General features: G+C 72.4%; 21 protein-coding genes and 1 pseudogene. 16 read left to right on the top strand and 6 right to left on the bottom strand.

What is annotated here, in order from left to right:
- The 3 genes from PV341_RS13325 to PV341_RS13315 all read left to right on the top strand — a co-directional run.
- Positions 1-458, top strand: a 458-nt coding sequence (locus PV341_RS13325; RefSeq protein ID WP_500357859.1) for a M23 family metallopeptidase, incomplete at its 5' end; no start/stop codon positions are given.
- 116 nt (positions 459-574) lie between these two features.
- A complete protein-coding gene (locus PV341_RS13320) occupies positions 575-2,254 on the top strand; it encodes a hypothetical protein (RefSeq protein ID WP_500357857.1) in 1,680 nt (559 codons plus the stop codon).
- Entirely contained in the window at positions 2,244-3,896 is a 1,653-nt protein-coding gene (locus PV341_RS13315) for a carboxypeptidase-like regulatory domain-containing protein (protein ID WP_500357856.1), read from the top strand. The genes PV341_RS13320 and PV341_RS13315 overlap by 11 nt, the downstream gene beginning before the upstream one ends.
- Positions 3,897-3,944: 48 nt before the next feature.
- On the opposite strand, the gene PV341_RS13310 is transcribed toward PV341_RS13315, so the two are convergent.
- From PV341_RS13310 to leuE, 3 genes and pseudogenes are all read right to left on the bottom strand, one after another.
- Positions 3,945-4,943, bottom strand: coding sequence for a cation diffusion facilitator family transporter (locus PV341_RS13310; protein ID WP_500322706.1), 999 nt, complete (start codon positions 4,941-4,943; stop codon positions 3,945-3,947).
- A gap of 28 nt (positions 4,944-4,971) precedes the next feature.
- On the bottom strand, positions 4,972-6,423 hold the full coding sequence (gene gad, locus PV341_RS13305) for a glutamate decarboxylase (protein WP_500322707.1): 1,452 nt from the start codon (positions 6,421-6,423) through the stop codon (positions 4,972-4,974).
- A 74-nt stretch (positions 6,424-6,497) separates the two neighbouring features.
- Positions 6,498-7,156, bottom strand: a pseudogene (gene leuE, locus PV341_RS13300) (leucine efflux protein LeuE).
- Between the two features lie 54 nt (positions 7,157-7,210).
- Here leuE and PV341_RS13295 point away from each other — a divergent pair.
- The gene (locus PV341_RS13295) at positions 7,211-7,984 is read left to right on the top strand and encodes a MerR family transcriptional regulator (protein ID WP_500322710.1); all 774 of its coding nucleotides are present in this window, start codon (positions 7,211-7,213) and stop codon (positions 7,982-7,984) included.
- Here the strand turns inward: PV341_RS13295 and PV341_RS13290 are convergent.
- Complete coding sequence (locus PV341_RS13290; RefSeq protein WP_500322711.1) at positions 7,965-8,336, bottom strand: YbjQ family protein; 372 nt, start codon at positions 8,334-8,336, stop codon at positions 7,965-7,967. The two genes, PV341_RS13295 and PV341_RS13290, sit on opposite strands and share 20 nt — an antisense overlap.
- 38 nt (positions 8,337-8,374) lie before the next feature.
- Entirely contained in the window at positions 8,375-9,724 is a 1,350-nt protein-coding gene (locus tag PV341_RS13285; RefSeq protein ID WP_500322712.1) for an ABC transporter ATP-binding protein, read from the bottom strand.
- Between the two features lie 139 nt (positions 9,725-9,863).
- Here PV341_RS13285 and PV341_RS13280 point away from each other — a divergent pair, with 139 nt between their 5' ends.
- The 3 genes from PV341_RS13280 (at position 9,864) to PV341_RS13270 (ending at position 13,895) form a co-directional block, all read left to right on the top strand.
- A complete protein-coding gene (locus tag PV341_RS13280; protein WP_500322713.1) occupies positions 9,864-10,598 on the top strand; it encodes a DedA family protein in 735 nt (244 codons plus the stop codon).
- Between the two features lie 113 nt (positions 10,599-10,711).
- Complete coding sequence (locus PV341_RS13275; RefSeq protein WP_500322714.1) at positions 10,712-12,325, top strand: threonine/serine exporter family protein; 1,614 nt, start codon at positions 10,712-10,714, stop codon at positions 12,323-12,325.
- 163 nt (positions 12,326-12,488) lie between these two features.
- Positions 12,489-13,895, top strand: a complete 1,407-nt coding sequence (locus tag PV341_RS13270; RefSeq protein WP_500322715.1) for a wax ester/triacylglycerol synthase family O-acyltransferase — start codon at positions 12,489-12,491, stop codon at positions 13,893-13,895.
- 76 nt (positions 13,896-13,971) lie between these two features.
- Here PV341_RS13270 and PV341_RS13265 read toward each other — a convergent pair whose 3' ends face one another.
- Positions 13,972-14,466, bottom strand: a complete 495-nt coding sequence (locus PV341_RS13265) for an inorganic diphosphatase (RefSeq protein ID WP_431948302.1) — start codon at positions 14,464-14,466, stop codon at positions 13,972-13,974.
- Positions 14,467-14,608: 142 nt separating this feature from the next.
- Between PV341_RS13265 and dacB the strand changes: the two genes are divergently transcribed.
- The 9 genes from dacB (at position 14,609) to PV341_RS13220 (ending at position 25,674) form a co-directional block, all read left to right on the top strand.
- Positions 14,609-16,015, top strand: coding sequence for a D-alanyl-D-alanine carboxypeptidase/D-alanyl-D-alanine endopeptidase (dacB, locus tag PV341_RS13260; RefSeq protein WP_500357854.1), 1,407 nt, complete (start codon positions 14,609-14,611; stop codon positions 16,013-16,015).
- A gap of 160 nt (positions 16,016-16,175) precedes the next feature.
- On the top strand, positions 16,176-17,354 hold the full coding sequence (locus tag PV341_RS13255) for a zinc-dependent metalloprotease (protein ID WP_500322717.1): 1,179 nt from the start codon (positions 16,176-16,178) through the stop codon (positions 17,352-17,354).
- Between the two features lie 178 nt (positions 17,355-17,532).
- On the top strand, positions 17,533-18,519 hold the full coding sequence (tilS, locus tag PV341_RS13250) for a tRNA lysidine(34) synthetase TilS (protein WP_499512522.1): 987 nt from the start codon (positions 17,533-17,535) through the stop codon (positions 18,517-18,519).
- A 36-nt stretch (positions 18,520-18,555) separates the two neighbouring features.
- Positions 18,556-19,095, top strand: coding sequence for a phosphoribosyltransferase (gene hpt / locus PV341_RS13245; protein WP_499516875.1), 540 nt, complete (start codon positions 18,556-18,558; stop codon positions 19,093-19,095).
- A gap of 192 nt (positions 19,096-19,287) precedes the next feature.
- Entirely contained in the window at positions 19,288-21,342 is a 2,055-nt protein-coding gene (gene ftsH / locus PV341_RS13240) for an ATP-dependent zinc metalloprotease FtsH (protein ID WP_500322720.1), read from the top strand.
- Positions 21,343-21,476: 134 nt separating this feature from the next.
- The gene (folE, locus tag PV341_RS13235; protein ID WP_500322721.1) at positions 21,477-22,085 is read left to right on the top strand and encodes a GTP cyclohydrolase I FolE; all 609 of its coding nucleotides are present in this window, start codon (positions 21,477-21,479) and stop codon (positions 22,083-22,085) included.
- Positions 22,086-22,265: 180 nt separating this feature from the next.
- The gene (locus PV341_RS13230; protein ID WP_500357852.1) at positions 22,266-24,023 is read left to right on the top strand and encodes a phosphatidylglycerol lysyltransferase domain-containing protein; all 1,758 of its coding nucleotides are present in this window, start codon (positions 22,266-22,268) and stop codon (positions 24,021-24,023) included.
- A 23-nt stretch (positions 24,024-24,046) separates the two neighbouring features.
- Entirely contained in the window at positions 24,047-24,901 is an 855-nt protein-coding gene (gene folP, locus PV341_RS13225) for a dihydropteroate synthase (protein ID WP_500322725.1), read from the top strand.
- A gap of 287 nt (positions 24,902-25,188) precedes the next feature.
- On the top strand, positions 25,189-25,674 hold the full coding sequence (locus tag PV341_RS13220; RefSeq protein ID WP_499512517.1) for a nuclear transport factor 2 family protein: 486 nt from the start codon (positions 25,189-25,191) through the stop codon (positions 25,672-25,674).
- Positions 25,675-25,758: the final 84 nt, after the last annotated feature.

Below are 25,758 nucleotides of genomic sequence, written 5' to 3'. Positions count from 1 at the left end.
CCCGGACCCCGCCCCGGTCGTCCGCCGCCGCCCACCGGGCGGGCGCCCCGCACTGGGTGCGCCCGGTGGCGCACTACACGCTCACCGCCGGCTACGACGCCTCCGGGGCGCACTGGGCGCACCGCCACACCGGCCAGGACTTCGCGGTGCCGCCGGGCACCCCGGTCCGCGCGGTGGGCGACGGCACGGTGGTGGTGGCCGCGTGCGGTGACGGCTTCGGCAACCAGGTCGTGGTCCGGCACGACGACGGCTACTGCACGCACTACGCCCATCTGTCCGTGCTGGAGGTCGTCCCCGGACAGCGGGTCCGCGCCGGCGAACGGATCGGCCGGTCCGGCAACTCCGGCAACTCCACCGGTCCGCACCTGCACTTCGAGGTCCGTGTCACGCCGCAGATGGGTTCGTCGGTCGCCCCGCTGCCCTGGCTGGCCCGGCACGGCGTGCGGATCGGCGGCTGACGGCCGCCGACCGGCACGGGAGCCCCGCCCCCCACAACTCCCTCACAGGTTCGCTATTGTTCGGCCTCCGGCGCTGACCGTTTCGGCGCCGCTTTCTGACCTGTGGGGGGTCCTGCATGCGCATACCGCGCGCACATCGGGCTGCCGTCCTCCGAAGTGCATCCGTTCTCCTTCTCACCACCGGCCTCGCGGCCGGACCGCTGACCGTCTGGCCCGCCTTCGCCGACGACGTGACGGTCAGCGGTCTGACCACCGGCGACGACGGCACCCTGGCCGTGGGCCTGGCCGACGGCCAGGCGCTGTGGGTCAAGGTGAGCGTCCGGGCCTCCGCGGCCGCGGACGCGCCCGTACTGGCCTCGACCGACGACCTGTCCTTCTCGTGGCAGCGCGGCTGGTACACCGACCGGCCCGTCGGCCTGCCCGCGGGCACGGCGTTCGGCGACTACCCGGTGGACGTCGACTACCGCCTGCCCGGCGGCACCGTCCAGCACTGGAGCGGCGCCGCACACGGCGGGGCGGGGCTCTTCGGCTACCGGCTGCACACCGGGGTCGGCACGCTCGCCTACGACCGCGACCACACCGACTTCGACCACCAGTCGGCGGTGCTCACCGGCGCCGTCACGACCTTTGACCCCGCGACGGGCACGACCGGCCCGGCCGCGCCCGGCACTCCGGTGCGGGTCAACTGGACCGCCCGCGTCGGGGTCGACACCAAGCACGGCTCGGCGACGGCGACGTCCGGAGCCGACGGCACCTTCTCGGTCGGCGTGACGCCCGGCGGCGCGCTCACCGCGGGCACCGCCGTCGTCAGCGGCGGGGCCGACACCGACCCGGTGGCCCCGGCCGCCCTCCCGGAGCTGCCGGCCAAGGCGGTGCAGTACCGGATCAGCGCCGATCCGTCGGCCAAGCGGGTCCACCAGGGCAAGACCTTCACCATGCGGGGCACCGTCCAGCGGCTGACCGACGAGGGCTGGAAGCCGTTTGCCGGCGCGCCCCTGGTCACCACCCCGCAGCCCCCGGACGTGTACCGGTACACCACGCCCGGCCTGATGGGCACGGGCACCGCGGACGCCTCGGGGAACTTCTCGCTCGCGGCGACGGCGACGAAGACGACGTACCACTACACCTACGTCAAGCCGTCGGAGTACGTGTCCGGCTTCGCCTACGCCGAGCACCTGGTCAACGTGCCCACGGCCGGCTCCTACTCGGGCGTCACGATGTCGCTGGACGCCTACAAGAAGGTCACGGCCAAGGGCAAGCTGGCGGGTTCCTGCTGGAACGCGCAGGTCTCCCTGCAGTACTCCAAGAACGGCAGCACCGGCTGGAAGACCCTCAAGTCGGGCTCCGCGGGGGACTCCTCCGGCGGCAAGTGCTCCTTCTCGGTGAGCGCCTACGGCTACACGGACGGCTACTACCGCCTGTACCACGCCGAGTCGGACGGGATGCTCGCGGTGGCCTCGGCCAAGAAGCGCCTGCACCGCACGGTGACCCGGATCGTCTCCTTCGACATGACGCCCAACAGCCCGCGCGTGGGCGGTGCGCTGAAGGCCCGCGGCACGCTGCAGTACCAGTCGGGCGGCAAGTGGAAGGCGTACAAGGGCGGGAAGGTCGTCATCGTCTTCCGGCCCAAGGGCGAGAGCACCTGGTACTGGACCGTGAAGGGGAGGACCGACTCCTCGGGCCGTTTCAGCCTCAACACCAAGGCCTACGGCGACGGCACGTGGGGCGCCTACCTGGAGGCCGACTCCACGCACTTCTACAGCGAGTCGAAGACGGAGTACGTCAATGCCCGTTGAGTCCCGGCGCGCCCTCGCGCTGATCGCCTCGGTGGCCGCGCTCTCCGGCGGTCTCGCCGTCACCCCCGCCCTCGCCGACGACGCGGGCCCGGTCGGCATCGGTGTGGCCCGTACGGCCGACGCCGAGCGCGGCTCCTTCACGGTGCCGGTGTGGACGGACGTCCCCGGCGCCGCGGTCACCTCGGTCACGGCGACGGTGCGCGACGGCGACGCGGTCGTCGTGGACGCGCTGTCGCTCGCCGGCTCCGGGGAGCGGTGGTCGGTGCCGTCCGGCGCCCCGCTGAAGCTGACCGAGGACGGCGGCGCCATGCCGCACCTGGGCCGGTACACCATCGACGTCACCGCCACCGACGACCAGGGCCACACCGTCACCCGCACGGGCGCCGGCACCCTGGACTTCACCCTCCGGCCGGTCCTCACCGGCACCGTCCTGACGCGGACGGTGCTGGACAAGGACCACCGCACGACGGCCGTCACCGGCACGCTCCTCGGCGTCCAGCCGGGCAGCGGCGACCAGGTGCACGTCGAGGGCGCCACGGTCGACGTGACCCGCACCTACTACTCCGTCGACGGGCGGCCCGACAGCACCGGGCAGGCCGTGACCGGGGCGGACGGGTCCTTCACCTCCCAGGAGTTCCCGGTCGTCACGTGGTCCGGGCTGAGGGCGGCGCTCTCCGTGGACGACGGGCGGGTGCACGGGTCCGTCACCGCGGAGGCCGGGAGCCCGGAGATCCGGCAGACCGACGTGATCGTCACCGCCACGGCCGACCGCACCCGCGCGGTGCCCGGCCAGGCAGTGACGATCAGCGGCCACGTCAAGGACACCACGGGCGCGCCGGTCGCCGGGGTGCCGGTGGCGCTGGCGCTCAGCGGCACGGGTCAGGTCACGGTCACCACCGACGCCTCGGGCGCCTTCACCGGCAAGGTGATCGCGGCTCCCGCCACGTACGGGTCCTGGTCGGCCGGCGAGGCGGACCCCTACCTGTCCGCCTCCGTCTCCGCCGGCGGCTCGATCGTCCTCCCGGCGGACTCTGTCTTCACCGAGGCGAGCGCCAAGATCGCCGCGGACACCAAGGTGACCCTGTCCGCCCGGCTGTACGCCGCGTACGACCGGGTGACGTCCGTCTACCAGCCCCAGGTCGTCCACCTGGAGTACTCCAAGGACGGCAAGACCGGCTGGCAGGACCTCGGCACCGCGCACGCCGACAACAACGGCAGCGTGGTGACGATCACCAAGTGGGGCCACCTCGACGGCTACTACCGACTGCACCACTACGTCTCCGACCAGCTCGCCGAGAGCACCACCAAGCCGGTCCGGCTGACCCGCACCAACACCCGGATGTACTCGATCAAGGCGTCCGCGACGAAGGTGAAGAAGGGCGCCACCGTCACCTTCACCGGCACGTTGAAGGAGTACGTCTCCGGTTCCTGGCGGCCGTACAAGGGCCGGCACGTCGAGCTGTTCTTCCAGAAGAAGGGCTCGACGAAGTGGACGTACGTCGCGTCGGGCACCACGAGCTCGACGGGCAAGGCCACCGTGAAGGGCAAGCCGTCCTCCGACGGCAAGTGGCTGATCCAGTACTTCGGTGACTCCAAGCACTTCGACAGCGACGGCACCGCCGTCTACGTCGACGTGCGCTGACGCACGCGGCACCACCCGCACGAGGGCGGGGGCCGGCCGGGCGACCGGTCAGCCCCCGCCCTCGCCCTTGCCCGCCTCGGAGCGCAGGGACCGCCTCAGCCGGTGCGCCGCGCGGCGGTCCTCGTCGGAGGCGTCCGTGACGTCCAGGAAGATCTGGTCCAGTTCGGGGAACTCCCCGGCCAGGGTGCGCTTGATGCGGACCGCGGCCTCCTCCACGGTCTCGCTGTCGATGCCCTCGGTCAGGTCCACCCGGGCGGCCAGCAGCACCGAGTCGACCCCGAGGCGCATCGTCAGCAGCGCGGTGACCGTGTCGATCTCCGGCTGCAGGGTCAGCAGTTCGTGCGCCCGGTGCCGCAGCCGGGGGTCGGCGGCCTCGCCGATGAGGGTGTCCCGGCAGTCCTTGCCGAGCCGGTAGGCGACGTATATCAGCAGGGCGGCGATCGCCAGGGACGCGTACGCCTCCCAGGTGCGGTCGCCGGTGGTCCAGTGCAGCACCACGCCGGCGAGCGCCAGCAGCACGCCGAGCACCGCGGCGCTGTCCTCGCCGAGCACGGTGCGCAGGGTGGGGTCGTCACCCTCGCGCAGTTCGGTGCGGAAGGGGCGGCCGTGCTCGCGGGCCCCGCCGCGCACCTGCAGCAGCGCCCTGAGCAGCGAGGATCCCTCGGCGAGCAGGGAGACGACCAGGACGGCCACGGCGGTCAGGAAGGCCTGCGTGGTGTGCGGCTCGCGCTCGTGGAACGCGGACACGCCCTGGTAGAAGGAGAAGCAGCCGCCCATCACGAAGATCCCCACGGCGGCGAGCAGCGACCAGAACCAGCGCTCCTTCCCGTAGCCGAAGGGGTGCCGCGCGTCGGGCCTGCGCCGGCTGCGGCGCAGCGCGGCCAGCAGGAAGACCTCGTTGAGGGTGTCGGCCACCGAGTGCGCGGCCTCCGACAGCAGCGCAGGCGAGGTGGTGAGCAGCCCGCCGACCGCCTTCGCCACGGCGATCACCAGGTTCGCGGCGAGGGCGATGAAGACGGTGCCCTTGGTCTGTTCGTCCTTCCCCATGGGGAGCGTGTGCCCCGCCACGCGGCGCTCAGTGGTGGAAGGCGGTGGGTGCCTCGCCGGGCGGGTGGAGCGGGCGCTCCTGTTCGCGCAGTTGGGGGAGGTAGCGCTTGAGGTCGGCGAGGAAGAGGTCGGCGAGGTCCTCGGAGAAGCCGTTGCGGACCACGATGCGCAGCACCGCCAGGTCCTCGCGGTCGGCCGGATAGGTGTAGGCGGGCACCAGCCAGCCGCGCTCGCGCATCCGCCGGGAGACGTCGAAGACGTCGTAGGCGGTGACGTGGTCGGCGGTGGTGAAGGCGAAGACCGGCAACTGGTCGCCTCGGGTGATCAGCCGGAAGTCCCCGCACTCCTCGATCCGCGAGGCGAGGTAGACGGCCACGTCGCGGGCGGTCTGCTGGACGGTGCGGAAGCCGTCCCGGCCCAGGCGCAGGAAGGTGTAGTACTGGGCGACCACCTGCGCGCCCGGCCGGGAGAAGTTCAGGGCGAAGGTCGGCATGTCGCCGCCGAGGTAGTTGACCCGGAAGACCAGCTCCTCGGGCAGGGCGTCGCTGTCCCGCCACAGCGCCCAGCCCACGCCGGGGTAGACCAGCCCGTACTTGTGGCCGGAGGTGTTGATCGAGGCCACCCGGGGCAGCCGGAAGTCCCAGACCAGGTCCTCGTCGAGGAAGGGCGCGATCATGCCCCCGGAGGCGCCGTCGACGTGGACGGGGACGTCCAGCCCGGTCCGCTCCTGGAAGGCGTCGAGCGCGGCGCAGATCTCGGCCACGGGCTCGTAGGAGCCGTCGAAGGTCGAGCCGAGGACGGCCACCACCCCGATGGTGTTCTCGTCGCACATCGCGACGGCGGCGTCCGCGTCCAGGTGCAGCCGGTCGCCCTCCATCGGCATCAGGCGCGGCTCGACCTCCCAGAAGTTGCAGAACTTCTCCCAGCAGACCTGCACGTTGGCTCCCATGACCAGGTTCGGGCGGCCGGTGCCCGGGTGGCGGTCGCCGCCGCGCCTGGTCAGGCGGCGTGCGAGGGACGCGCGGGCGCCGTCGCCGGTACGCCTCATCCAGCGGCGCTTGAGGGCCATCCCGGCGAGCATGCAGGCCTCGGAGGAGCCGGTGGTGGAGCAGCCGACGGCGCTCTCCGGATCGGGGGCGTGCCACAGGTCGGCGAGCATCGACACGCAGCGCCGCTCCAGTTCGGCGGTGCGCGGGTACTCGTCCTTGTCGATCATGTTCTTGTCGAGGCACTCGCCCATCAGCACTCCGGCCTCGGGCTCCATCCACGTGGTGACGAAGGTGGCGAGGTTGAGCCGGGCGTTGCCGTCGAGCATCAGCTCGTCGTGGACGAGCTGGTACGCCGTGCCGGGCGCCATCGGGCCGTCGGGCAGCCGGTGCTTGGGCGGCGCAGCACGCATCCCGGCGACCGGGTCGGCCCCGGCGTAGAAGGGGTTCACGGCGAGCTTCGGCAGGCCCTCGGCACCTTTGTGCAGCGACATACCGTCACGATACGTGTGAAAACGGTCACCGGCAGGTCGGCGGCGACCGGCGACCGGTCCCGGCCGGGGGCCGCTCAGCCCGCCGAGGACATCGACAGCTTCGCCGCGAAGCCCAGGAAGAGCGCCGCGGCGCCCGAGGTCAGTCCCGCCGCCAGGCGCCTGCGACGGCGGAACTGGGCGGCCAGGTAGGTGCCGCCGAAGATCAGCAGCGTCAGGTAGCAGAAGCTGAAGACCTGCGCGATGGCGCCCAGCGCGAGGAAGGACAGCGCGGGGTGGGCGTAGCCGGGGTCCACGAACTGCACGAAGAAGGAGATGAAGAACAGGATCGCCTTGGGGTTGAGCAGGCTGATCACCAGCGCCCGCCGGAACGGCCGCTCGGCGTCCGCCACTCCTCGGCCGCGGTCGTCACCGGCACCGGCTCGGTGCCCCGGGAGCGCCACATGCCCCAGGCGGCCCGCGCCATGCCGACGGCGATCCACGCCAGGTAGCCGGCGCCCGCGTACTTCACGATGCCGAACAGCACGGCGTTGGCCTGGAGCAGCCCGGCCACGCCCGCCGCCGACGCGGTCATCAGCACGGTGTCGCCGAGGAAGACGCCCAGGGCCGCGCGGTACGCCGTCCGGACGCCGCGGCGCGCCGCGACGGACAGGGTGTACAGCGAGTTCGGCCCCGGCAGCAGCACGATCAGTACGGTGCCCAGCACGTACGTCGACAGGTCGGTGATTCCCAGCATGCGCACCAATATGGCACTTGCACCTCACGTGGCGTGAGGCCGGAGGGTGTGGTCATGAACACGAGCACGGGCTACCCGGTCGGGCAGGTGGCGGGTTTCGCCGGCGTGACCGTCCGCACGCTGCACCACTACGACGAGATCGGACTGCTCTCACCCAGCGCCCGCAGCCACGCGGGCCACCGGCGCTACAGCGACGCCGACCTCGACCGGCTGCAGCAGATCCTCTTCTACCGGGAGCTCGGCTTCCCCCTGGACCAGGTGGCGGTCCTCCTCGACGACCCTGCCGCGGACCCGCGGGAGCACCTGCGGCGCCAGCACGAGCTGCTGACCGCGCGGATCGGGAAGCTGACGGAGATGGCCGACGCCGTCCAACGAGCCATGGAGGCACGCACGATGGGCATCAACCTCACGCCCGAGGAGAAGTTCGAGGTCTTCGGGGACTACGACCCCGACCGGCACGCCGAGGAGACCCGGGAGCGCTGGGGCGACACCGAGGCGTACGAGCAGTCGCAGCGCCGCGCCGCCTCCTACACCAAGGAGGACTGGCTGCGGATCAAGGCCGAACAGGAGGACTGGGGCGCCCGGCTGGTCGCGCTGCGCGGGTCCGGCGCCCCGGCGGACGGCGAGGCGGCGATGGACCTGGCCGAGGAGCACCGGCAGTTCATCGTGGACCACTACTACGACTGCACGTACGAGATCCACACCGGTCTCGCCGAGATGTACCTGGCGGACCCGCGCTTCAACGCCTTCTACGAGGCGATCGCGCCGGGCACCGCGCAGTACGTCCACGACGCGATCGTCGCCAACGCTAGGCGGGCGCGGGGCTGATCACCGCCGCCGTGCCGTAGGCGCACACCTCGGTGCCGGCGTCGGCGGCCTCGCCGACGTCGAAGCGCATCGCCAGCACCGCGTTGGCGCCGCGCGACTGCGCCTGTTCCACCAGCCGCTCCATCGCCTCGGTGCGGGTCTGGGCCAGGGTCCTGGTGAGTCCCTTCAGCTCGCCGCCGATCAGGGACTTCAGGCCCGCGCCGATCTGGCTGCCCAGGTGGCGGGAGCGGACGGTGAGGCCGAACACCTCACCGATCACCCGTTCCACCCGGTAGCCCGGCACGTCGTTCGTGGTGACCACCAGGACGGCGGACCGGGGCGACTGTCCGCCGCCGTACTCGTCGATACCCATACGGGCATCGTCGCCCCTGTGCGCCGTCCCGCGCAGTCTCAGTACTCCAGGTGCGGTGCCCGGTCCGGGGCCGGGCAGATCCGGTGGCCCGCGTGGTCGAAGACGTACAGGTGCGCGAGGTCGACCAGCAGCGGCACGTGCTGGCCGGCACGGAGCCGCAGGTCGGGCCCGGTGCGCACGACCAGGTCGCCGCCCCCGCCGGCGGGCCGCTCGGTCTCCGGCCGCTGCCCCGGCGGGTCCAGTACGGCCGTCTGGCCCTGGCCGGAGACCCGAGCGGCGGCCTTCTGCACCAGCCGGCCCAGGCCTGCCGCGCCGCCCTGCCGGGACGCCGCCCGGGAGCGCTGCCGCCCGGTGCCCGGACGGGCGGACTCCAGTTCGGGCACGACGGCCGCGCGGGCGCCGGTGCCGAGGTGTACCAGCGATTCGTGGCCCTGGTACTCCACGTGCTCCACGACACCGCTCAGCACCACCTCGCCCGGCCGCGCGCTGCTCGGCCGGTCGATGCGCACGGCCTCCGAGCGCAGACCGACGATGACCGGCCGGCCCTGCTGGATGCGGAGCATCTGGTGGTCCCGGCTCAGCGGCTGGGGGAGGACGAGCCGCTGCCGTCCGAGGTCGATCCACATCCCGCCGTCCAGCGGTGCCACCACGGTCGCCTCCATGAGGTTGATCCGCGGGGTGCCGATGAAGGCGGCCACGAAGACGTTCTGCGGCAGGTGGTACGCCGCACGCGGGGTGCCCACCTGCTGCAGCACGCCGTTGCGCATGATCGCCACGCGGTCGCCCAGGGACATCGCCTCGGCCTGGTCGTGGGTGACGTACACGGTCGTCACGCCCATGCCGCGGGTCAGCCGGGCGATCTCGGCGCGCAGGTGCGAGCGGAGCTTGGCGTCCAGGTTGGACAGCGGCTCGTCCATCAGGAAGACGGACGGGCGCCGCGAGATGGCCCGGCCCATCGCGACCCGCTGCCGCTCGCCGCCGGACAGCTGGCCCGGGTAGCGGTCGAGGATGTCCTCGATGCCCAGGGTCCGCGCGGTCTCCGCGACCCGGGGCCCGGTGTCCTGCCCGGGCATCTCGAAGCGCAGCGGGAAGCCGATGTTCTCCCGGCTGGTCATGCTCGGGTAGAGGGCGAAGTTCTGGAAGACCATGGCCATCCTCCGGTCGCCCGGTGCCAGGTCGTTGGCGTACTCGCCGTCCAGCAGCAGCTCGCCGGAGGTGATGTCCTCCAGGCCGGCGATCATGCGCAGCACCGTGGACTTGCCGCAGCCCGAGGGGCCGAGCAGCACCAGGAACTCGCCGGGGGCGATGTCCAGGGAGAAGCGGTCCACGGCGCGCACGCCGCGGCCGTAGGTCTTCGAGACGTCGTGCAGGGAGATGGCGCGAGTCATGTGGGTTCCGCCGGATCATGATGATTCAGGAGTGACGGGCGACTTGCGGTGTTGCACGGTAAAACGCTTGGGAGGACCGTAGCCGAGCGTTCGCGGGCTGGGAACGGTTCGGTCGCGACCACGTTGATACTTTTGGCGCGTGACGACTCTCGCCCTGGGCCCGCAATGGCTCGACCCCGATTACCTCATCTCGTCAGCGGGCCTAATCGGCCTGCTGGCGATCGTCTTCGCCGAGTCGGGTCTGCTCATCGGCTTCTTCCTGCCAGGTGACTCCCTGCTCTTCACCGGCGGCCTGCTGGTCGCGGGCGGCAAGCTCGACTATCCGATCTGGCTGGTCTGCGTGCTGGTCGTGCTCGCCGCGGTCGCCGGCGACCAGGTGGGCTACCTCTTCGGCCGCAAGGTCGGGCCCTCGCTCTTCCGGCGCCCTGACTCCAGGCTCTTCAAGCAGGAGAACGTCGAGAAGGCCCACGAGTTCTTCGAACGGCACGGCGCCAAGTCGATCGTGCTCGCCCGCTTCGTGCCGATCGTGCGCACCTTCACCCCGATCATCGCCGGCGTCAGCCGCATGAACTACCGCGTCTTCGTGACGTACAACATCGTCGGCGGCCTGCTGTGGGGCGCCGGCGTGACCCTGCTCGGCTACTGGCTGGGCCAGATCGCGTTCGTCCACGAGCACATCGAGCTGATCCTGGTCGGCATCGTGCTGCTCTCGGTCGTCCCGATCGCGATCGAGTTCCTGCGCGCCCGCGCGGCCTCCCGCAAGGCCGGCCCCGGGCCGCTGCCCGGCGCACCCGAGTACGCGGACGAGGACGAGGCCGGCCAGCCCCCGCTCCAGCGGGGCTCCGGCGGGCGGCACCGCGCGAACCGCCGTTAGCGGACGGAGGGAGTGGGCAGTCGTCCCGCTGTGCCAGAGGGGAGGGTGACCGCACCCTCCCCTCTGGCGCACCCCGGCACCGTCCAGTGATCACGCGTCGAAAGGAGGATCCCGTGGCGCACCCCAAGGAGCCCGACGAGCCCGAGCAGCCGGTCGGCGGCTCGGAGTTCACCCCGCCGCTGGGCGTGGAACTGCCCAGGCCCGAACCGCAGGGTTCCGCCTTCGCCCGCCCCGGGACGCGGACCTCATCGCAGCTGTCCCACCCGGCCTTCACGCCCCCCGAGGGCATCCCGGTCGTCAGCCTCTCCAAGGAGACCCCCTGGCCCGACCGGATGCGCACGATGCTGCGCATGCCCGTCGGCGAGCGCCCCGCTCCCGAGCAGCCCGCCCGGCGGCCGGAGGCGGAGGGCGGCCCACCGGTCCCGCGCGTGCTCGACCTCACGCTGCGCATCGGTGAGCTGCTGCTCGCCGGCGGCGAAGGCGCGGAGGACGTCGAGGCCGCGATGCTCGGCGTCGCCCACGCCTACGGGCTCGGACGGGTCGAGCCGACCGTGACGTTCACCCTGCTGGGCATCTCGTACCAGCCCTCGCTCGTGGACGCGCCGGTCACCGCCAACCGCACGGTGCGCCGCCGGGCCACCGACTACACCCGTCTCGCGGCCGTCTTCCGGCTGATCAACGACGTCACCGCGGCCGACCTCAGCCTGGAGGACGCCTACCGGCGGCTCGCCGAGATCCGCCGCAACCGGCACCCGTACCCGGGCTGGCTGCTGACCGGGGCGGCCGGGCTCCTCGCCGGCGCGGCGAGCATGCTGGTCGGCGGCGGTGGTCCGCTGGTGTTCGCGATCGCCGCGCTCGGCGCGATGCTGGGCGACCGGCTGGCCTGGCTGTGCGCGGGCCGCGGGCTGCCGGAGTTCTACCAGTTCGTCGCCGCGGCGATGCCCGCCGCCGTGATGGGGGTGCTGGTCGCCCGGTTCGGCCAGCACCTGCCCGGTACGAGCACCCTGCAGGCCTCGGCGGTCATCACCGGTGGGCTCTTCGCGCTGATCCCGGGAAGGGCCCTGGTCGCGGCCGTCCAGGACGGCCTGACCGGCTTCTACATCACCGCCTCCGCGCGCCTGCTGGAGGTGATGTACCTCTTCACCGGCATCGTCGTCGGCGTGACGCTGATCCTCTACGCCGGGGTCAGCCTGGGTGCCGGACTCGACCCGGACCAGGTCTTCCGGGCCTACGAGAACCCGCCAGTGCAACTGGTCGCCGCGATGGTGCTGAGCCTGGCCTTCGCCGTGCTGCTGCAGTGCGAGCGCGGCGTGCTGGTGGTCGCCGCGCTCAACGGCGGTGTCGCCTGGACGGTCTACGCGGCGCTGCACCAGGAGAAGATCGGCATCGGCATGTCGCCGGTCGCGGCCACCGCCGTGGCCGCCGGCCTGGTGGGTCTCTTCGGCCAGGTGCTCTCCCGCTACCGGTACGCCTCCGCGCTGCCGTACGTCACGGCGGCCATCGGCCCGCTGCTGCCGGGTTCCGCGACGTACTTCGGGCTCCTCGGGCTGACCCGCGGTCACCTGGACCAGGGATTCGCCTCGCTGACGAAGGCGGCGGCGCTGGCGCTCGCCGTGGCCATCGGGGTGAACCTGGGAGGAGAGATCGCGCGGCTGTTCATCAAGCTGCCCGGCGGCGCTGACCAGGCACGACGCCGCGCGGCGGCCAAGCGGACCCGCGGTTTCTGAGCCTTCCGGGCCCCGCCGCCTCGCCGCCCGGCGATCGTACGGGCAACCTGATGTTAACTGTCCGTATCGTGGTCGTAGTTGACTGTAATCGGTTTTAGGGGTTTCACTTCACCAACTGGAGTCCGTTCCGGGGCAAAACCCGACCTTTCGGAGGCATGGAGCCTTGGCAGACGAGCACCTGAGCCCGCTGGACCTCGCCTTCTGGAACCTGGACTCGCCGGGTCACCCCATGCACCTGGGCGCCGTGGCCGTCTTCGACCGCGACCCGGAGCACCCGGTCGACGCCGACGGACTCGCCGCGCTGCTCACCGTCCGGGCCGAGGCCGTACCGCGGATGCGGCAGCGCGTGAGGGACGTCTGGTACGGCGTCGGCGGCGCCGCCTGGGCGGCCGACGAGCACTTCGACGCCCGGCACCACGTCCACGCCGTCCGCCGGGCCGACGCCCGGGCCGCCGTCGCCGAACTGATGTCCCGGCCCATGGACCGCGACCGGCCGCCGTGGGAGGTCTACGTCATCGAGGGCGCGCCCGACGTGCCCTTCTACGTCCTGGTCAAGCTGCACCACGCCCTCGCCGACGGCCTGCGCGCCGTGGAGTTCGGCGCCGCCCTGCTCGACCAGGGGGCCCGCACCACGGCGGCCGCCCCCGCCCCGGCGGGTCCGGCGCCGGTGGCTCCGCCTCCGCGCCCCGGCGCCGAGGCGGCCGTACCGGCCCAGGTACGGGGGCCCGGCATCCACCTGCCCGCGCTGCCGCTGCCCGATCCGCGGCAGGTCGTCGCCTCCCTGCCGGACCGGGTGCGCGAGGCCGGGCGCGCCCTGGGCATCGGCTCGGCCGTGCTGCGCGCCTCCCTCGACCCCGGCGGGCCCGCCGCGCTGGGCGCGGCCTGGACGCCCGGCGGCGCGGAGCGCCGCTTCGCCACCGCCTCCCTCGACGTCGACGACCTGCACCGGATCCGCAAGACCAGCGGCGGGACCGTCAACGACGTCGTCATGGCCGTCGTCGCCGGCGCGCTGCGGCGCTGGATGCAGGCCCGCGGCGACGACCCGGCGGGTCCGGGCCCGCGCGCCCTGATCCCGGTGGCGCGGCGCCGCCGCAGAGGCGTGCGCGGCGGCCGGGGCAACCGCATCTCCGGCTACCTGCTGCGGCTGCCGGTCGGTGAGCCCGACCCGCTCGCCCGGCTGCGCGACGTCCGCGCGGGCATGGACCGCAACAAGGACGCCGGACCCGACTCGGGGCCCGGTGCCGTCGCGCTGCTGGCCGACAGCGTGCCGCCGCTCGCGCACCGCTTCGCCGCGCCGCTGCTCGCCGCCTCCGCGCGACTGCTGTTCGACGTGCTGGTCACCAACGTGCCGATGCTCGACGTGCCGCTCACCCTGGACGGCTGCCGCATGACGGAGCTCTACCCGATCGCCCCGCTCGCCCGCGGGCAGTCGCTGGCGGTCGCCGTCTCCACGTACCGCCGCCGGGTCCACATCGGGCTGCTCGCGGACGCGGAGTCCCTGCCGGACGCCGAGACGCTCGCCGGGGCCCTGCACGGCGCGCTGGCCGAGCTGCTCGACGCCTGCGGGTGACGCCCCCGGACACGCGTGAGGGCGGCGCGCCCCGGCAGGGAGCGCGCCGCCCTCGTGGCCGCGGGAGCGTACGGGGTCAGTGACCGCCGTGCTCCTTCAGGCGCTTGTAGGACGCCTCGATCTCGGCCTCGGCCTCGGCGCGGCCCACCCAGTTGGCGCCCTCGACGGACTTGCCGGGCTCCAGGTCCTTGTAGACCTCGAAGAAGTGCTGGATCTCCAGGCGGTCGAACTCGGAGACGTGGTGAATGTCACGCAGGTGCTCGACCCGCGGGTCCGCGGCGGGCACGCACAGGAGCTTGTCGTCGCCGCCGGCCTCGTCCGTCATGCGGAACATGCCGATCGCGCGGCAGCGCACGAGGACACCGGGGAAGGTCGGCTCGTCGAGCAGGACCAGGGCGTCCAGCGGGTCGCCGTCCTCGCCGAGGGTGTTCTCCACGAAGCCGTAGTCGGCCGGGTAGACCGTCGAGGTGAACAGGTGCCGGTCCAGGCGGATACGACCGGTCTCGTGGTCCACCTCGTACTTGTTGCGGGAACCCTTCGGGATCTCGATCGTTACGTCGAACTCGAGCACAGCCTGTCCTCCATGATCAGCACATACTTCTGGTGATTAAGTGTCTCCCACGCTTGTGTGTGGTCGCGAAAGGGGCTGGTCCGGGGTGCCCGTCTCGAAGAACTGGCAGGTGGTGGCAGGTTCGGCTGCCGCAGGACTTGCCGTGGCGCTGACGGCTGTGGCCGCAGCAGGACCGTGGGAGTCAGGCCAGCGTACGGCCGAACGGGCGATCGCCGCCTCCCGGGACGGTCAGGGGAAGCAGGCGCGTCCCCACAAGAAGGGCGGCGGGGGCGGCCACAAGGGGGCGGTCGCCCCGGTGCCGCCCGCCCCCGAGGTGCTCACCGCCGTGTCCGGGCCGCAGGGCGCGCCGCTGCCGACCAAGGCCGGACTGGCGGGCCGGCTCGGCCCGTTGCTGCACGACCCCGCGCTCGGCGCGCTGACGACGGGCGCCGTCGTCGACGCCGTGTCGGGCCGGACCGTGTGGGGGCAGGGCACCGCCACGGCCGCCGTCCCCGCCTCCACCACGAAAGTCGCCACGGCCGTCGCGGCCCTGTCGCTGCTCGGGGCCGACCACCGGCTCACCACCTCCGTGGTCGCCGCGGGCAAGGACCGCGTCGTCCTGGTCGGCGGCGGCGACCCCACCCTGACCGCCCGCGCGAAGCCCGGCGGCGGATGGACGGCGGCTTCCCTGGGTACCCTGGCCTCCGACACCGCCCGCGCGCTGCGCGCCAAGGGCGTCCGCTCGGTGAAGCTCACGTACGACACCTCGCTCTTCACCGGCCCCGCCGTCCACCCCATCGGGCACAACGACAACATCGCGCCCGTCACCGCCCTGATGGCCGACGAGGGCCGCACCGACGGCAAGAGCTTCAAGGGCCCGGCCGCCCGCGGGTGGGACCCGGCGGCGGACGCGGCGGCGGCCTTCGCGGACCTGCTGCGCAAGCGCGGCGTCGAGATCGACGGCGCGGTGAAGGCCGGCAAGGCGCCCACGCGCACGCACGCGGCCGACCGGCTGGCGGAGGTGCGGTCCGCACCCCTGGCCGACCTCGTCGAGCGCATGCTCACCAACAGCGACAACGACATCGCCGAGGCCCTCGCCCGGCACACCGCCCTCGCCGCGGACCGCCCGGGGTCCTTCTCCGGCGGCGCCAAGGCCATCGGCTCCGCACTCCGCGAACTCGGGCTCCCGCTGGAGGGGGCCCGCTTCGTGGACGGCAGCGGGCTCAACCGCGCCGGCCACCTCACGGCGGAGCAGCTGGCGCGGATGCTGGCGCTGGCGGCCGACTCCGACCACCCGGAGCTCCGCCCCGTCCTCACCGGGCTGCCCGTGGCGGGCTTCACCGGGTCCCTGCGGGAACGCTTCACCTCCGCGGGCGGGGGCGCGGGGCTCGTCCGCGCGAAGACGGGCACGCTCACCGGGGTCAACGCGCTCGCCGGGACGGTGGTCGACGCGGACGGCCGCCTGCTCACGTTCGCCTTCCTGACCAACGGCACGACCAACCCCACGGCCGCGCAGTCCGCCCTCGACCGCCTCGCCGCCGGCCTCGCCACCTGCGGCTGCCGCACGTAGGGGGTTGTGGGACGTCGTTCCGCAAGGCATGGGGGCACCCCCAGCGGCCGCTGGGGGTGCCCCCAGCCTCCGGCGAGCGGCCGACCCGCAACCCCGTTCGCCGCCCGCGCCCCCGCGAGGAACGCTCCCGGGGAGGGGGACAAGCACGTACCGTGAAGGGATGACGAGCATCGGTGGTGCGGAGATGGTCGACTGGAACCTCGCGGTCGCGACCGCGACCCGCTTCGTGCGGCCCGGACCGGACGTGAGCCGGGACGAGGCGCGCGCGGTCGTGGCGGAACTGCGGCGGCACGCAAAGGAGTCGGAGGCGCACGTCCGGGCCTTCACCAGGATGTTCGGCGATCAGGAGGACCCGGCCGACACCGGGACCCCGGTGCTGATCGTGGACCGCCCGGGGTGGATCAGGGCCAACGTCGCCGGCTTCCGCGAAGTGCTCAAGCCGCTGCTGGACAAGATGCAGGCGCGCAAGCCGGGAGGCCCCGGCGGCGCCGTGCTGGGCACCGTCGGCGGGAAGGTGACCGGCGTCGAGGTCGGGATGCTGCTGAGCTTCCTGGCCTCCCGCGTGCTGGGCCAGTACGAGACCTTCGCCCCCGCGACCCGCGACATGCCGGCCGGCCCCGCCGCGCCCGGTCCGGGCGAGCCGCGCACCGGGCGGCTCCTGCTGGTGGCCCCCAACATCGTCCACGTGGAGCGCGAACTCGACGTGGACCCGCACGACTTCCGGCTGTGGGTGTGCCTGCACGAGGAGACCCACCGCACCCAGTTCACGGCCGTGCCCTGGCTGCGGGACCACATCGAGCAGGAGATCCAGGCCTTCCTCGGCGAGACCGAGATCGACCCGTCGACGCTGATCGAGCGGCTCCGCGAGGCGTTCCAGGCCTTCTCCTCCGGCAACCGGCCCGACGCGGAGGAGGCGTCGGTCGACGCGGACGGCGACGAGGGCCGCAGCCTGATCGACCTGGTGCAGACCCCGAACCAGCGGGAGATCCTGGGGCGGCTGACCGCGGTCATGTCGCTGCTGGAGGGGCACGCCGACTACGTGATGGACGGGGTGGGCCCGGACGTCGTGCCGTCCGTGGCGGAGATCCGGGAGAAGTTCCAGCGCCGCCGGCAGAGCGGTGCCGGACGGATGGACATGGCGCTGCGCAAGCTGCTGGGGCTGGACGCCAAGCTGCGCCAGTACCGTGACGGCGAGCGTTTTGTGCGCTCCGTGGTGGACGGGGCCGGGATGGACGGCTTCAACCGGATCTGGACCTCCCCCAACACCCTGCCCACCAAGCAGGAGATCGCCAAACCCGCGGACTGGGTGGCACGGGTGCACGGGCGGAGCGAAACCTGAGTCGACCCGGGGCACAACAGGCCCCGGGGCCTCCCGGTTCACCCGTCCGAGGGACCGTGGGCGCAGGGTAAGCGTGCGATGCTCGAGTATCGCCCGCTGTCTGTCACCATCTAGCTACCCTGCGTCATCTTCACCGTTCCCGACGCCTCCCCCAGCCTCTCCAGGAGGGAAACCGGACATGGGTCCCCACCCCGCGGTCGCGGCGATACGCCTGGCGGTCCGCCGCGTACTCCAGGACGTCCTGACCGACCACCCCGGCGGCAGCCCGCTCGTGCTGGCCGCCTGCAGCGGCGGAGCCGATTCGATGGCCCTCGCCACCGCCCTCGCCTTCGAAGCGCCCAAGCTCGGCATCCGGGCCGGCGGCGTCACCGTCGACCACGGTCTGCAGGACGGCTCGGCGGCCCGCGCCGTCGACGTGGCCGACCGGCTGCGCGGTCTCGGACTCGACCCGGTGGACGCCGTCGCGGTCACCGTGGGCCGCCAGGGCGGCCCGGAGGCCGCCGCCCGCGACGCCCGGTACGCGGCCCTCGACGCCGCCGCGGAACGCGCCGGCGCCGCCGCCGTGCTGCTCGGGCACACCCGGGACGACCAGGCCGAAACGGTGCTGCTGGGGCTGGCCCGCGGCTCCGGCATCCGGTCACTGTCCGGCATGCCCGCCGTCAACGGCCGTTACCGCCGTCCCTTCCTGCTGCTGGACCGTGACACGGTCCGCAAGGCCTGCCTCGCGCAGGGCATCGACGTGTGGGAGGACCCGCACAACCAGGACCCCGCCTACACCCGCTCCCGGGTCCGCCACGAGGCGCTGCCGGTGCTGGAGAAGTCCCTGGGCAAGGGCGTCGTGGAGGCGCTGGCCCGCACCGCCCAGCTCTCCCGGGACGACGCCGACGCCCTCGACCAGTGGGCGGCCCAGGCCGAGCGGACCGCCGTCGACGCCGACGGTGGGCTGGACGTCGCCCGGCTGCTGACCCTCCCCGCCGCCGTGCGCCGCCGGGTGCTGCGCCGTGCGGCCGTCGCGGCGGGCTCCCCCGCCGGTTCGCTCTTCGCCCGGCACGTCGAGGAGACCGACCGCCTGCTCACCGCGTGGCGCGGTCAGAAGCCGCTCAACCTCCCGGGCGGCGTCGTCGTCGGCCGGCGGAATGGCAGACTGTTCTTCCAGGCCCTGTAGACCGAGCCGGAAGTTGTGCGGGTGAACGAGAACGACATGGGCACCGACCTCGAGAAGGTGCTCATCTCCAAGCAAGAGATCGACGCCAAGCTGGCGGAGCTGGCTGCGCAGATCGACAAGGACTACGAGGGCAAGGACCTCCTGATCGTCGGCGTCCTCAAGGGCGCCGTCATGGTGATGGCGGACCTCGCGCGATCCCTGTCCTCCCAGGTCACCATGGACTGGATGGCGGTGTCCTCGTACGGCGCCGGGACCAAGTCCTCGGGTGTCGTGCGGATCCTCAAGGACCTGGACACCGACATCGCCGGCCGGGACGTCCTGATCGTCGAGGACATCATCGACTCCGGACTGACCCTGTCCTGGCTGATCAGCAACCTCGGCTCGCGCCGTCCGGCCTCGCTCGAGGTCTGCACGCTGCTGCGCAAGCCGGACGCCGCCAAGGTCGAGATCGATGTGAAGTACGTCGGCTTCGACATCCCCAACGAGTTCGTGGTCGGATACGGCCTGGACTTCGCGGAGAAGTACCGGAACCTGCCGTTCATCGGCACCCTTGCGCCGCACGTGTACGGCGGCTGAGGCTCCGGGAACCCCGACGCCCTCCTCCGCGTTGGAGGGTGGTAACGCTGTTTGTTTATGGTCTCCGGCGACTTCGGGTGACAATGCTGGGGTACCGTCCGAAGGTCGGTTCATACACCGGATGCACCGGCGGCCCCCAGGCCGCGGTGCCTCACTGTGGCAGGAGGGACGGGGCGATTTCGCCCCGCATGGATGGACGTGAAGCGCTATTTCCGTGGGCCAGTCATGTGGATCGTGCTGGCTGTCCTCGCCGTGGTCGTATTGATGCAGGTCGTCGGTTCTTCCGGTGGCTACAAGACGGTGGACACCGGCCAGGCCATTGAGGCGATCAACAGCAACCAGGCCAAGTCCGCCGAGCTGACCACCGGCGACGAGAACACGATCAAGGTCGAGCTCAAGGACGGCGCCAAGGTAGGCGACAAGGACCTGGGCTCCAAGATCAAGGCGAGCTACATCGGCGACCAGGGCGTCGACGTGGCCAAGATCCTGCAGGCGAAGGTCGACGACGGCGACAAGAGCACGCTGCCCGACGGCTACACCGTCGCGCCCTCGAAGCAGAACGCCTTCGTCGGCATCCTGCTGTCGTTGCTGCCCTTCGTCCTCATCGTCGTGGTCTTCCTGTTCCTGATGAACCAGATGCAGGGCGGCGGCTCCCGGGTCATGAACTTCGGGAAGTCCAAGGCCAAGCTGATCACCAAGGACACCCCGAAGACCACCTTCGCCGACGTGGCGGGCTCGGACGAGGCCGTCGAGGAACTCCAGGAGATCAAGGAGTTCCTGCAGGAGCCGGCGAAGTTCCAGGCCGTGGGCGCCAAGATCCCCAAGGGTGTGCTGCTCTACGGCCCGCCCGGAACCGGCAAGACCCTGCTCGCGCGCGCCGTCGCCGGTGAGGCGGGGGTCCCGTTCTACTCGATCTCCGGTTCCGACTTCGTCGAGATGTTCGTGGGTGTCGGCGCCTCGCGTGTCCGCGACCTGTTCGAGCAGGCCAAGGCGAACGCCCCGGCCATCGTCTTCGTCGACGAGATCGACGCCGTCGGCCGGCACCGCGGTGCGGGCCTCGGCGGCGGTCACGACGAGCGCGAGCAGACGCTGAACCAGCTGCTGGTCGAGATGGACGGTTTCGACGTCAAGGGCGGCGTCATCCTGATCGCCGCCACCAACCGCCCGGACATCCTGGACCCGGCGCTGCTGCGCCCGGGCCGTTTCGACCGGCAGATCGCCGTCGACCGCCCCGACCTGCAGGGCCGTCTGGAGATCCTCCGGGTCCACCAGAAGGGCAAGCCGGTCGCCCCGGACGTCGACCTCAAGGCCGTCGCCCGCCGGACCCCCGGCTTCACCGGCGCGGACCTCGCGAACGTGCTCAACGAGGCGGCGCTGCTCACCGCGCGCAGCGACAAGAAGCTGGTCGACAACGCGATGCTGGACGAGGCCATCGACCGTGTCGTGGCCGGCCCGCAGAAGCGCACCCGGATCATGTCCGAGAAGGAGAAGAAGATCACCGCGTACCACGAGGGCGGTCACGCCCTGGTCGCGGCGGCTTCTCCGAACAGCGACCCGGTCCACAAGATCACGATCTTGTCCCGCGGCCGTGCCCTCGGCTACACGATGGTCCTGCCCGACGAGGACAAGTACTCCACCACCCGCAACGAGATGCTCGACCGGCTCGCCATGACCATGGGCGGCCGCGCGGCGGAGGAGCTCGTCTTCCACGACCCCACCACGGGTGCCGCGGACGACATCGAGAAGGCCACCACCACGGCCCGCGCGATGGTCACCCAGTACGGCATGACCGAGCGGCTGGGCGCGATCAAGTTCGGGTCGAGCGACGGGGAGCCCTTCCTCGGCCGTGAGATGTCCCACCAGCGCGACTACTCGGAAGAGGTCGCCGGGCTGGTCGACGAAGAGGTCAAGAAGCTCATCGAGACCGCGCACAACGAGGCGTGGGAGATCCTGGTCGAGAACCGCGACGTCCTCGACAACCTCGTTCTGGCCCTCCTGGAGAAGGAGACGCTGAACAAGGAGGAGATCGCCGAGATCTTCAAGTCGATCGTCAAGCGTCCGGCGCGTCCGGCCTGGACGGGTTCCTCGCGGCGTACGCCGTCGACCCGCCCGCCGGTGCTCTCGCCCAAGGAGCTCGCCCTGACCAACGGCACCCAGCCGACGGCCAACGGCAGCACCACGGCGTCCTCCCTGAGCAAGTCCGCCGAGACGGTGGAGCTCCCGGAGGAGCCCAACCCGGAGTCCTGACGTCCGCGACGTGGCCTTGGTCACGGACATCGGAATGCGTGTCGCGCCCCCCAGGTTTCCTATCCTGGGGGGCGCGGCGTTTCCGCGGCTCCCGCGGTGCACGCATTTCGGTACGTCTGAGGAACGAGGCACACATGACCGACCCGGTGACCCTGGAGGGCGATCTGCGCCCCATCGGCGAGTTCGACGAGAAGCGTGCCGAGAACGCCGTCCGTGAGCTGCTGATCGCCGTCGGGGAGGACCCCGACCGCGAGGGGCTGCGGGAGACCCCCGGCCGGGTCGCGCGGGCGTACCGGGAGATCTTCGCCGGGCTCTACCAGGAGCCGGAGGACGTCCTGACGACCACCTTCGACCTCGGGCACGACGAGATGGTCCTGGTGAAGGACATCGAGGTGCTGTCGAGCTGCGAGCACCACCTGGTTCCGTTCGTGGGCGTCGCCCACGTCGGCTACATCCCCTCCGTGGACGGCAAGATCACCGGTCTGTCGAAGCTGGCCCGCCTGGTCGACGTCTTCGCCCGCCGCCCGCAGGTGCAGGAGCGGCTCACCACGCAGATCGCGGACTCGCTCATGCGGATACTCGAACCGCGCGGTGTGATCGTGGTCATCGAGTGCGAGCACATGTGCATGACGATGCGCGGGGTCCGCAAGCCCGGCGCGAAGACCATCACCTCGGCGGTGCGGGGCCAGTTGCGCGACCCCGCGACCCGCGCGGAGGCGATGAGCCTGATCATGGCCCAGTGACCTGAGGCGCCGCGGGCCCCGGCCCGCGGCCCGGTCGGCGTGCCCCGTTCCCCGTTCCCGTTCCGCGCTTCCCGCCCGGCGACGGAACCCGCCCGCCGGAGTTCACGTCCTACAGGGCGCAAATCTCCGACGAGAGCGGGGCGTGCGGTGGTGAACCGCATCGCCGGGGCGTGGTGGCTGATGTCTGTCGTGGCAGAGGAAGATCCCGCTGTCCGGGTTCCCCGGGACAGGGTGCGACGGCTCCCACGGCTGATGCCGGGGTCGGCGGCGCCCCGCGTGGTGGGGAGGGCGTGCGCGCTGGTGGGGCTGCTGGACCTCGCGGCGGCGGTGTTCCCCGGGTTCCGGCACAGCCGGATGCACGTGCTCGCCGGGGTCTTCCCGGGCACGGTCACCTCGGTGGCCGCGGCGGCGGGGGTGGTCACCGGCATCCTGATGCTGATGCTGGCGCACGCCCTCAAGCGGGGGAAGAAGCGCGCCTGGCGGGCGGCCGTGCTGCTGCTGCCGGCGGGCGCGGTGGCGCAGGTGCTGCACCGGCACTCGCTGGGCGGGGCCCTGCTGTCGGCGGTGCTGCTGGCCCTGCTGATCGGGTACCGGGCGGAGTTCTCGGCGCTCGGCGACCCCCGTACCCGGCTGAAGGCGGTCGCGGCCTTCGCGGGGCTCAGCACGCTCAGCCTGGTGGTGGGACTGGCCATCGTCTCCGCCCACCCGGCGGCGGAGATGGGCGACCCGTCCTGGACGGACCGGCTGGCCGAGGTGGTCTGCGGGCTCTTCGGCTTCGACGGGCCGGTCTCCTACGCCACCGGCCAGGCCTCCGACGTCGTCGCGTACTCGCTGGGCGGGCTGGGGTTCCTGATCGCCGCCACCACTGCGTACCTGGCACTGCGACCGGCCCACCCGGTCGCCGAGCTGACGGCCGGGGACGAGGAGCGGCTGCGGGCGCTGCTGCGACGGCACGGGGCCCGTGACTCCCTGGGGCACTTCGCGCTGCGCAGGGACAAGAGCGTGGTCTTCTCGCCGAGCGGCAAGGCCGCGGTCTGCTACCGCGTGGTGTCGGGGGTGATGCTCGCCAGCGGCGACCCGATCGGCGACGTGGAGGCCTGGCCGGGGGCGATACAGCGGTTCATGGCCGAGGCCCGGGCGCACGCCTGGATCCCCGCGGTCATGGGCTGCAGCGAGACCGGCGGGGAGGTGTGGACCCGGGAGACCGGTCTGGACGCCCTGGAGCTGGGCGACGAGGCGGTGGTGGAGACCTCCTGCTTCTCCCTGTCGGGGCGGGCGATGCGCAACGTGCGGCAGATGGTCAAGCGCACCGAGCGCGCGGGGTACGTGTGCCGGGTCCGGCGCGTGGCGGAACTGGGCGAGGAGGAACGCGACGGGGTCCGCCGCGCCGCGGACGCCTGGCGCGGCACGGACACCGAGCGGGGCTTCTCCATGGCGCTGGGCCGTTTCGGCGACCCGGCGGACGAGGAGTGCGTGGTGGTGACGGCGCACGACGCGCAGGACGTGCTGAGGGCGGTGCTCCACTTCGTGCCCTGGGGCGAGGACGGCATGTCGCTGGACCTGATGCGGCGCGACCGGTCCGCCGACCCGGGGCTGAACGAACTGCTGATCGTGGCCGCGCTGGGCGAGGCGCCGCGGCTGGGCGTGCGGCGGGTGTCGCTGAACTTCGCGATGTTCCGGTCGGCGCTGGCCCGCGGGGAGCGGCTCGGCGCGGGGCCGGTGCTGCGGACCTGGAGGGGCCTGCTGGTCTTCCTGTCCCGGTGGTTCCAGATCGAGTCGCTGTACCGGTTCAACGCCAAGTTCCAGCCGGAGTGGCTGCCGCGCTTCCTGGTCTTCCGGGCCACCGGGGACCTGCCCCGGATCGGCCTGGCCGCCATGCGCGCCGAGGGATTCGTCACCCTGGCGCTCCCCGCGTGGGCCTCCCGGCGCCTGCGGTGAGCCGCCCGCTCTAGGCTGACCTCATGGGTACGATGCGCGGCCACGTGGCCGGATTGCCGTCCTGGGACCGGTGCGCGGTCATGGGCGTGGTCAACGTCACGCCGGACTCGTTCTCCGACGGCGGCGACTGGTTCGACACGGACCTGGCCGTGAAGCACGGCCTGGACCTCGTCGCGGCCGGTGCCGACCTGGTGGACGTCGGCGGTGAGTCGACCCGTCCGGGCGCGGCGCGGGTGGACGAGGCGGAGGAACTGCGCCGGGTGGTCCCGGTCGTCCGCGAGCTGGCCAGGGCCGGGGTCGTGGTGAGCGTCGACACGATGCGGGCCACGGTCGCGGAGAAGGCGGTCGAGGCGGGCGCGGCGCTGGTCAACGACGTCAGCGGCGGACTGGCCGACCCGGCGATGATCCCGGTCGTCGCGGCGACGGGCAGCCCGTTCATCGTGATGCACTGGCGCGGCCAGAGCATCGACATGAACAACCGGGCGGTCTACCGGGACGTCGTCGGCGAGGTCACCACCGAGCTGCGGCGCAGCTTCGAGCACGCGGTGGCGGGCGGCGTCGACCCGGAGCGGATCGTCCTTGACCCGGGGCTGGGCTTCGCGAAGAACGCCGAACACGACCTGACCCTGATCGCCCACGTCGAGGACCTGCTGGCCCTCGGCCGCCCCCTGCTGATCGCGGCCTCCCGCAAGCGGTTCCTCGGCCGCGTGCTGGCCGGCGAGGGCGGCGATCCGCCCCCGGCCAGGGAACGCGACGCCGCCACGGCCGCCGTCACCGCCATCGTGGCGGGCCGCGGCGCCTGGGCGGTCCGGGTGCACGAGGTGCACGACAGCGCCGACGCCGTACGGGTCGCACGGGCGCTGGAAGGGGCTCGGTGAGCTACGTGTCCGACCGGGTGCCGAGGGGTGCCGGGAGAAGCGAACGAGGGGGCTTGGTGAGCGACGCACGCGAGGCTGCCGGGCGGCAGGCGGCGATGATGCCCGCGGCGGGGTGCCGAGCGGGCGGAGAAGCGAACGAGGGGGCTTGGTGAGCGACGCACGCGAGGCTGCCGGGCGGCAGGCGGCGATGATGCCCGCGGCGGGGTGCCGAGGTGTGCCGGGAGAAGCGAACGAGGGGGCTTGGTGAGCGACGCACGCGAGCAGACGACGAGGGACGGGGGCACAGGATGACGCCGCGTACCGCCGAGGCCGCACGGGTCGAGGAGGCGAACCAGGCGTTCTACGACGCAGTGGAGCGGTCCGACCTGGACGCGCTGGAGGAGCTGGTGCTGACCGGCCCGCTGGCGGAGACGGTGTCCGTGGTGCACCCGGGCTGGCCGGTGCTGCGCGGGCGACGCGAGGTGATGCGCTCGTACGCCCTGATCATGGCGAACACCGAGTACATCCAGTTCTTCCTGACCGACGTGGAGGTGGCGGTCGACGGCGACACGGCCCTCGTCACGTGCACCGAGAACATCCTCACCGGCGGCCCCGCCGAGGAGGAGGGCGAGATGGGCTCCCTCGTGGGCGGCCTGGTGGTCGCCACGAATGTGTTTCGGCGCACACCGGAGGGCTGGCGGTTGTGGGTGCACCACGGTTCCCCGGTGATGGCGGACGGGGCCGACGAGGACGCCGCGGAGGACGCCGACAACGGCGGCGAGGGGTCAGCCTGAGGCCTTCTGACCACTCGTTCGAGCCAAGAAGTGGTGAAGGCCGGAGTAGGCCGCTGCGTCCCGGGGTAAGCGCGGGGCGGTCGG

Origin of the sequence: Streptomyces sp. PA03-1a (assembly GCF_033792805.1) — a bacterium.
In the GTDB taxonomy this organism is placed as follows: domain Bacteria; phylum Actinomycetota; class Actinomycetes; order Streptomycetales; family Streptomycetaceae; genus Actinacidiphila.
The sequence above is the reverse complement of the archived record's forward strand: the minus strand, read 5'-3'. Positions and strand labels throughout refer to the sequence as shown.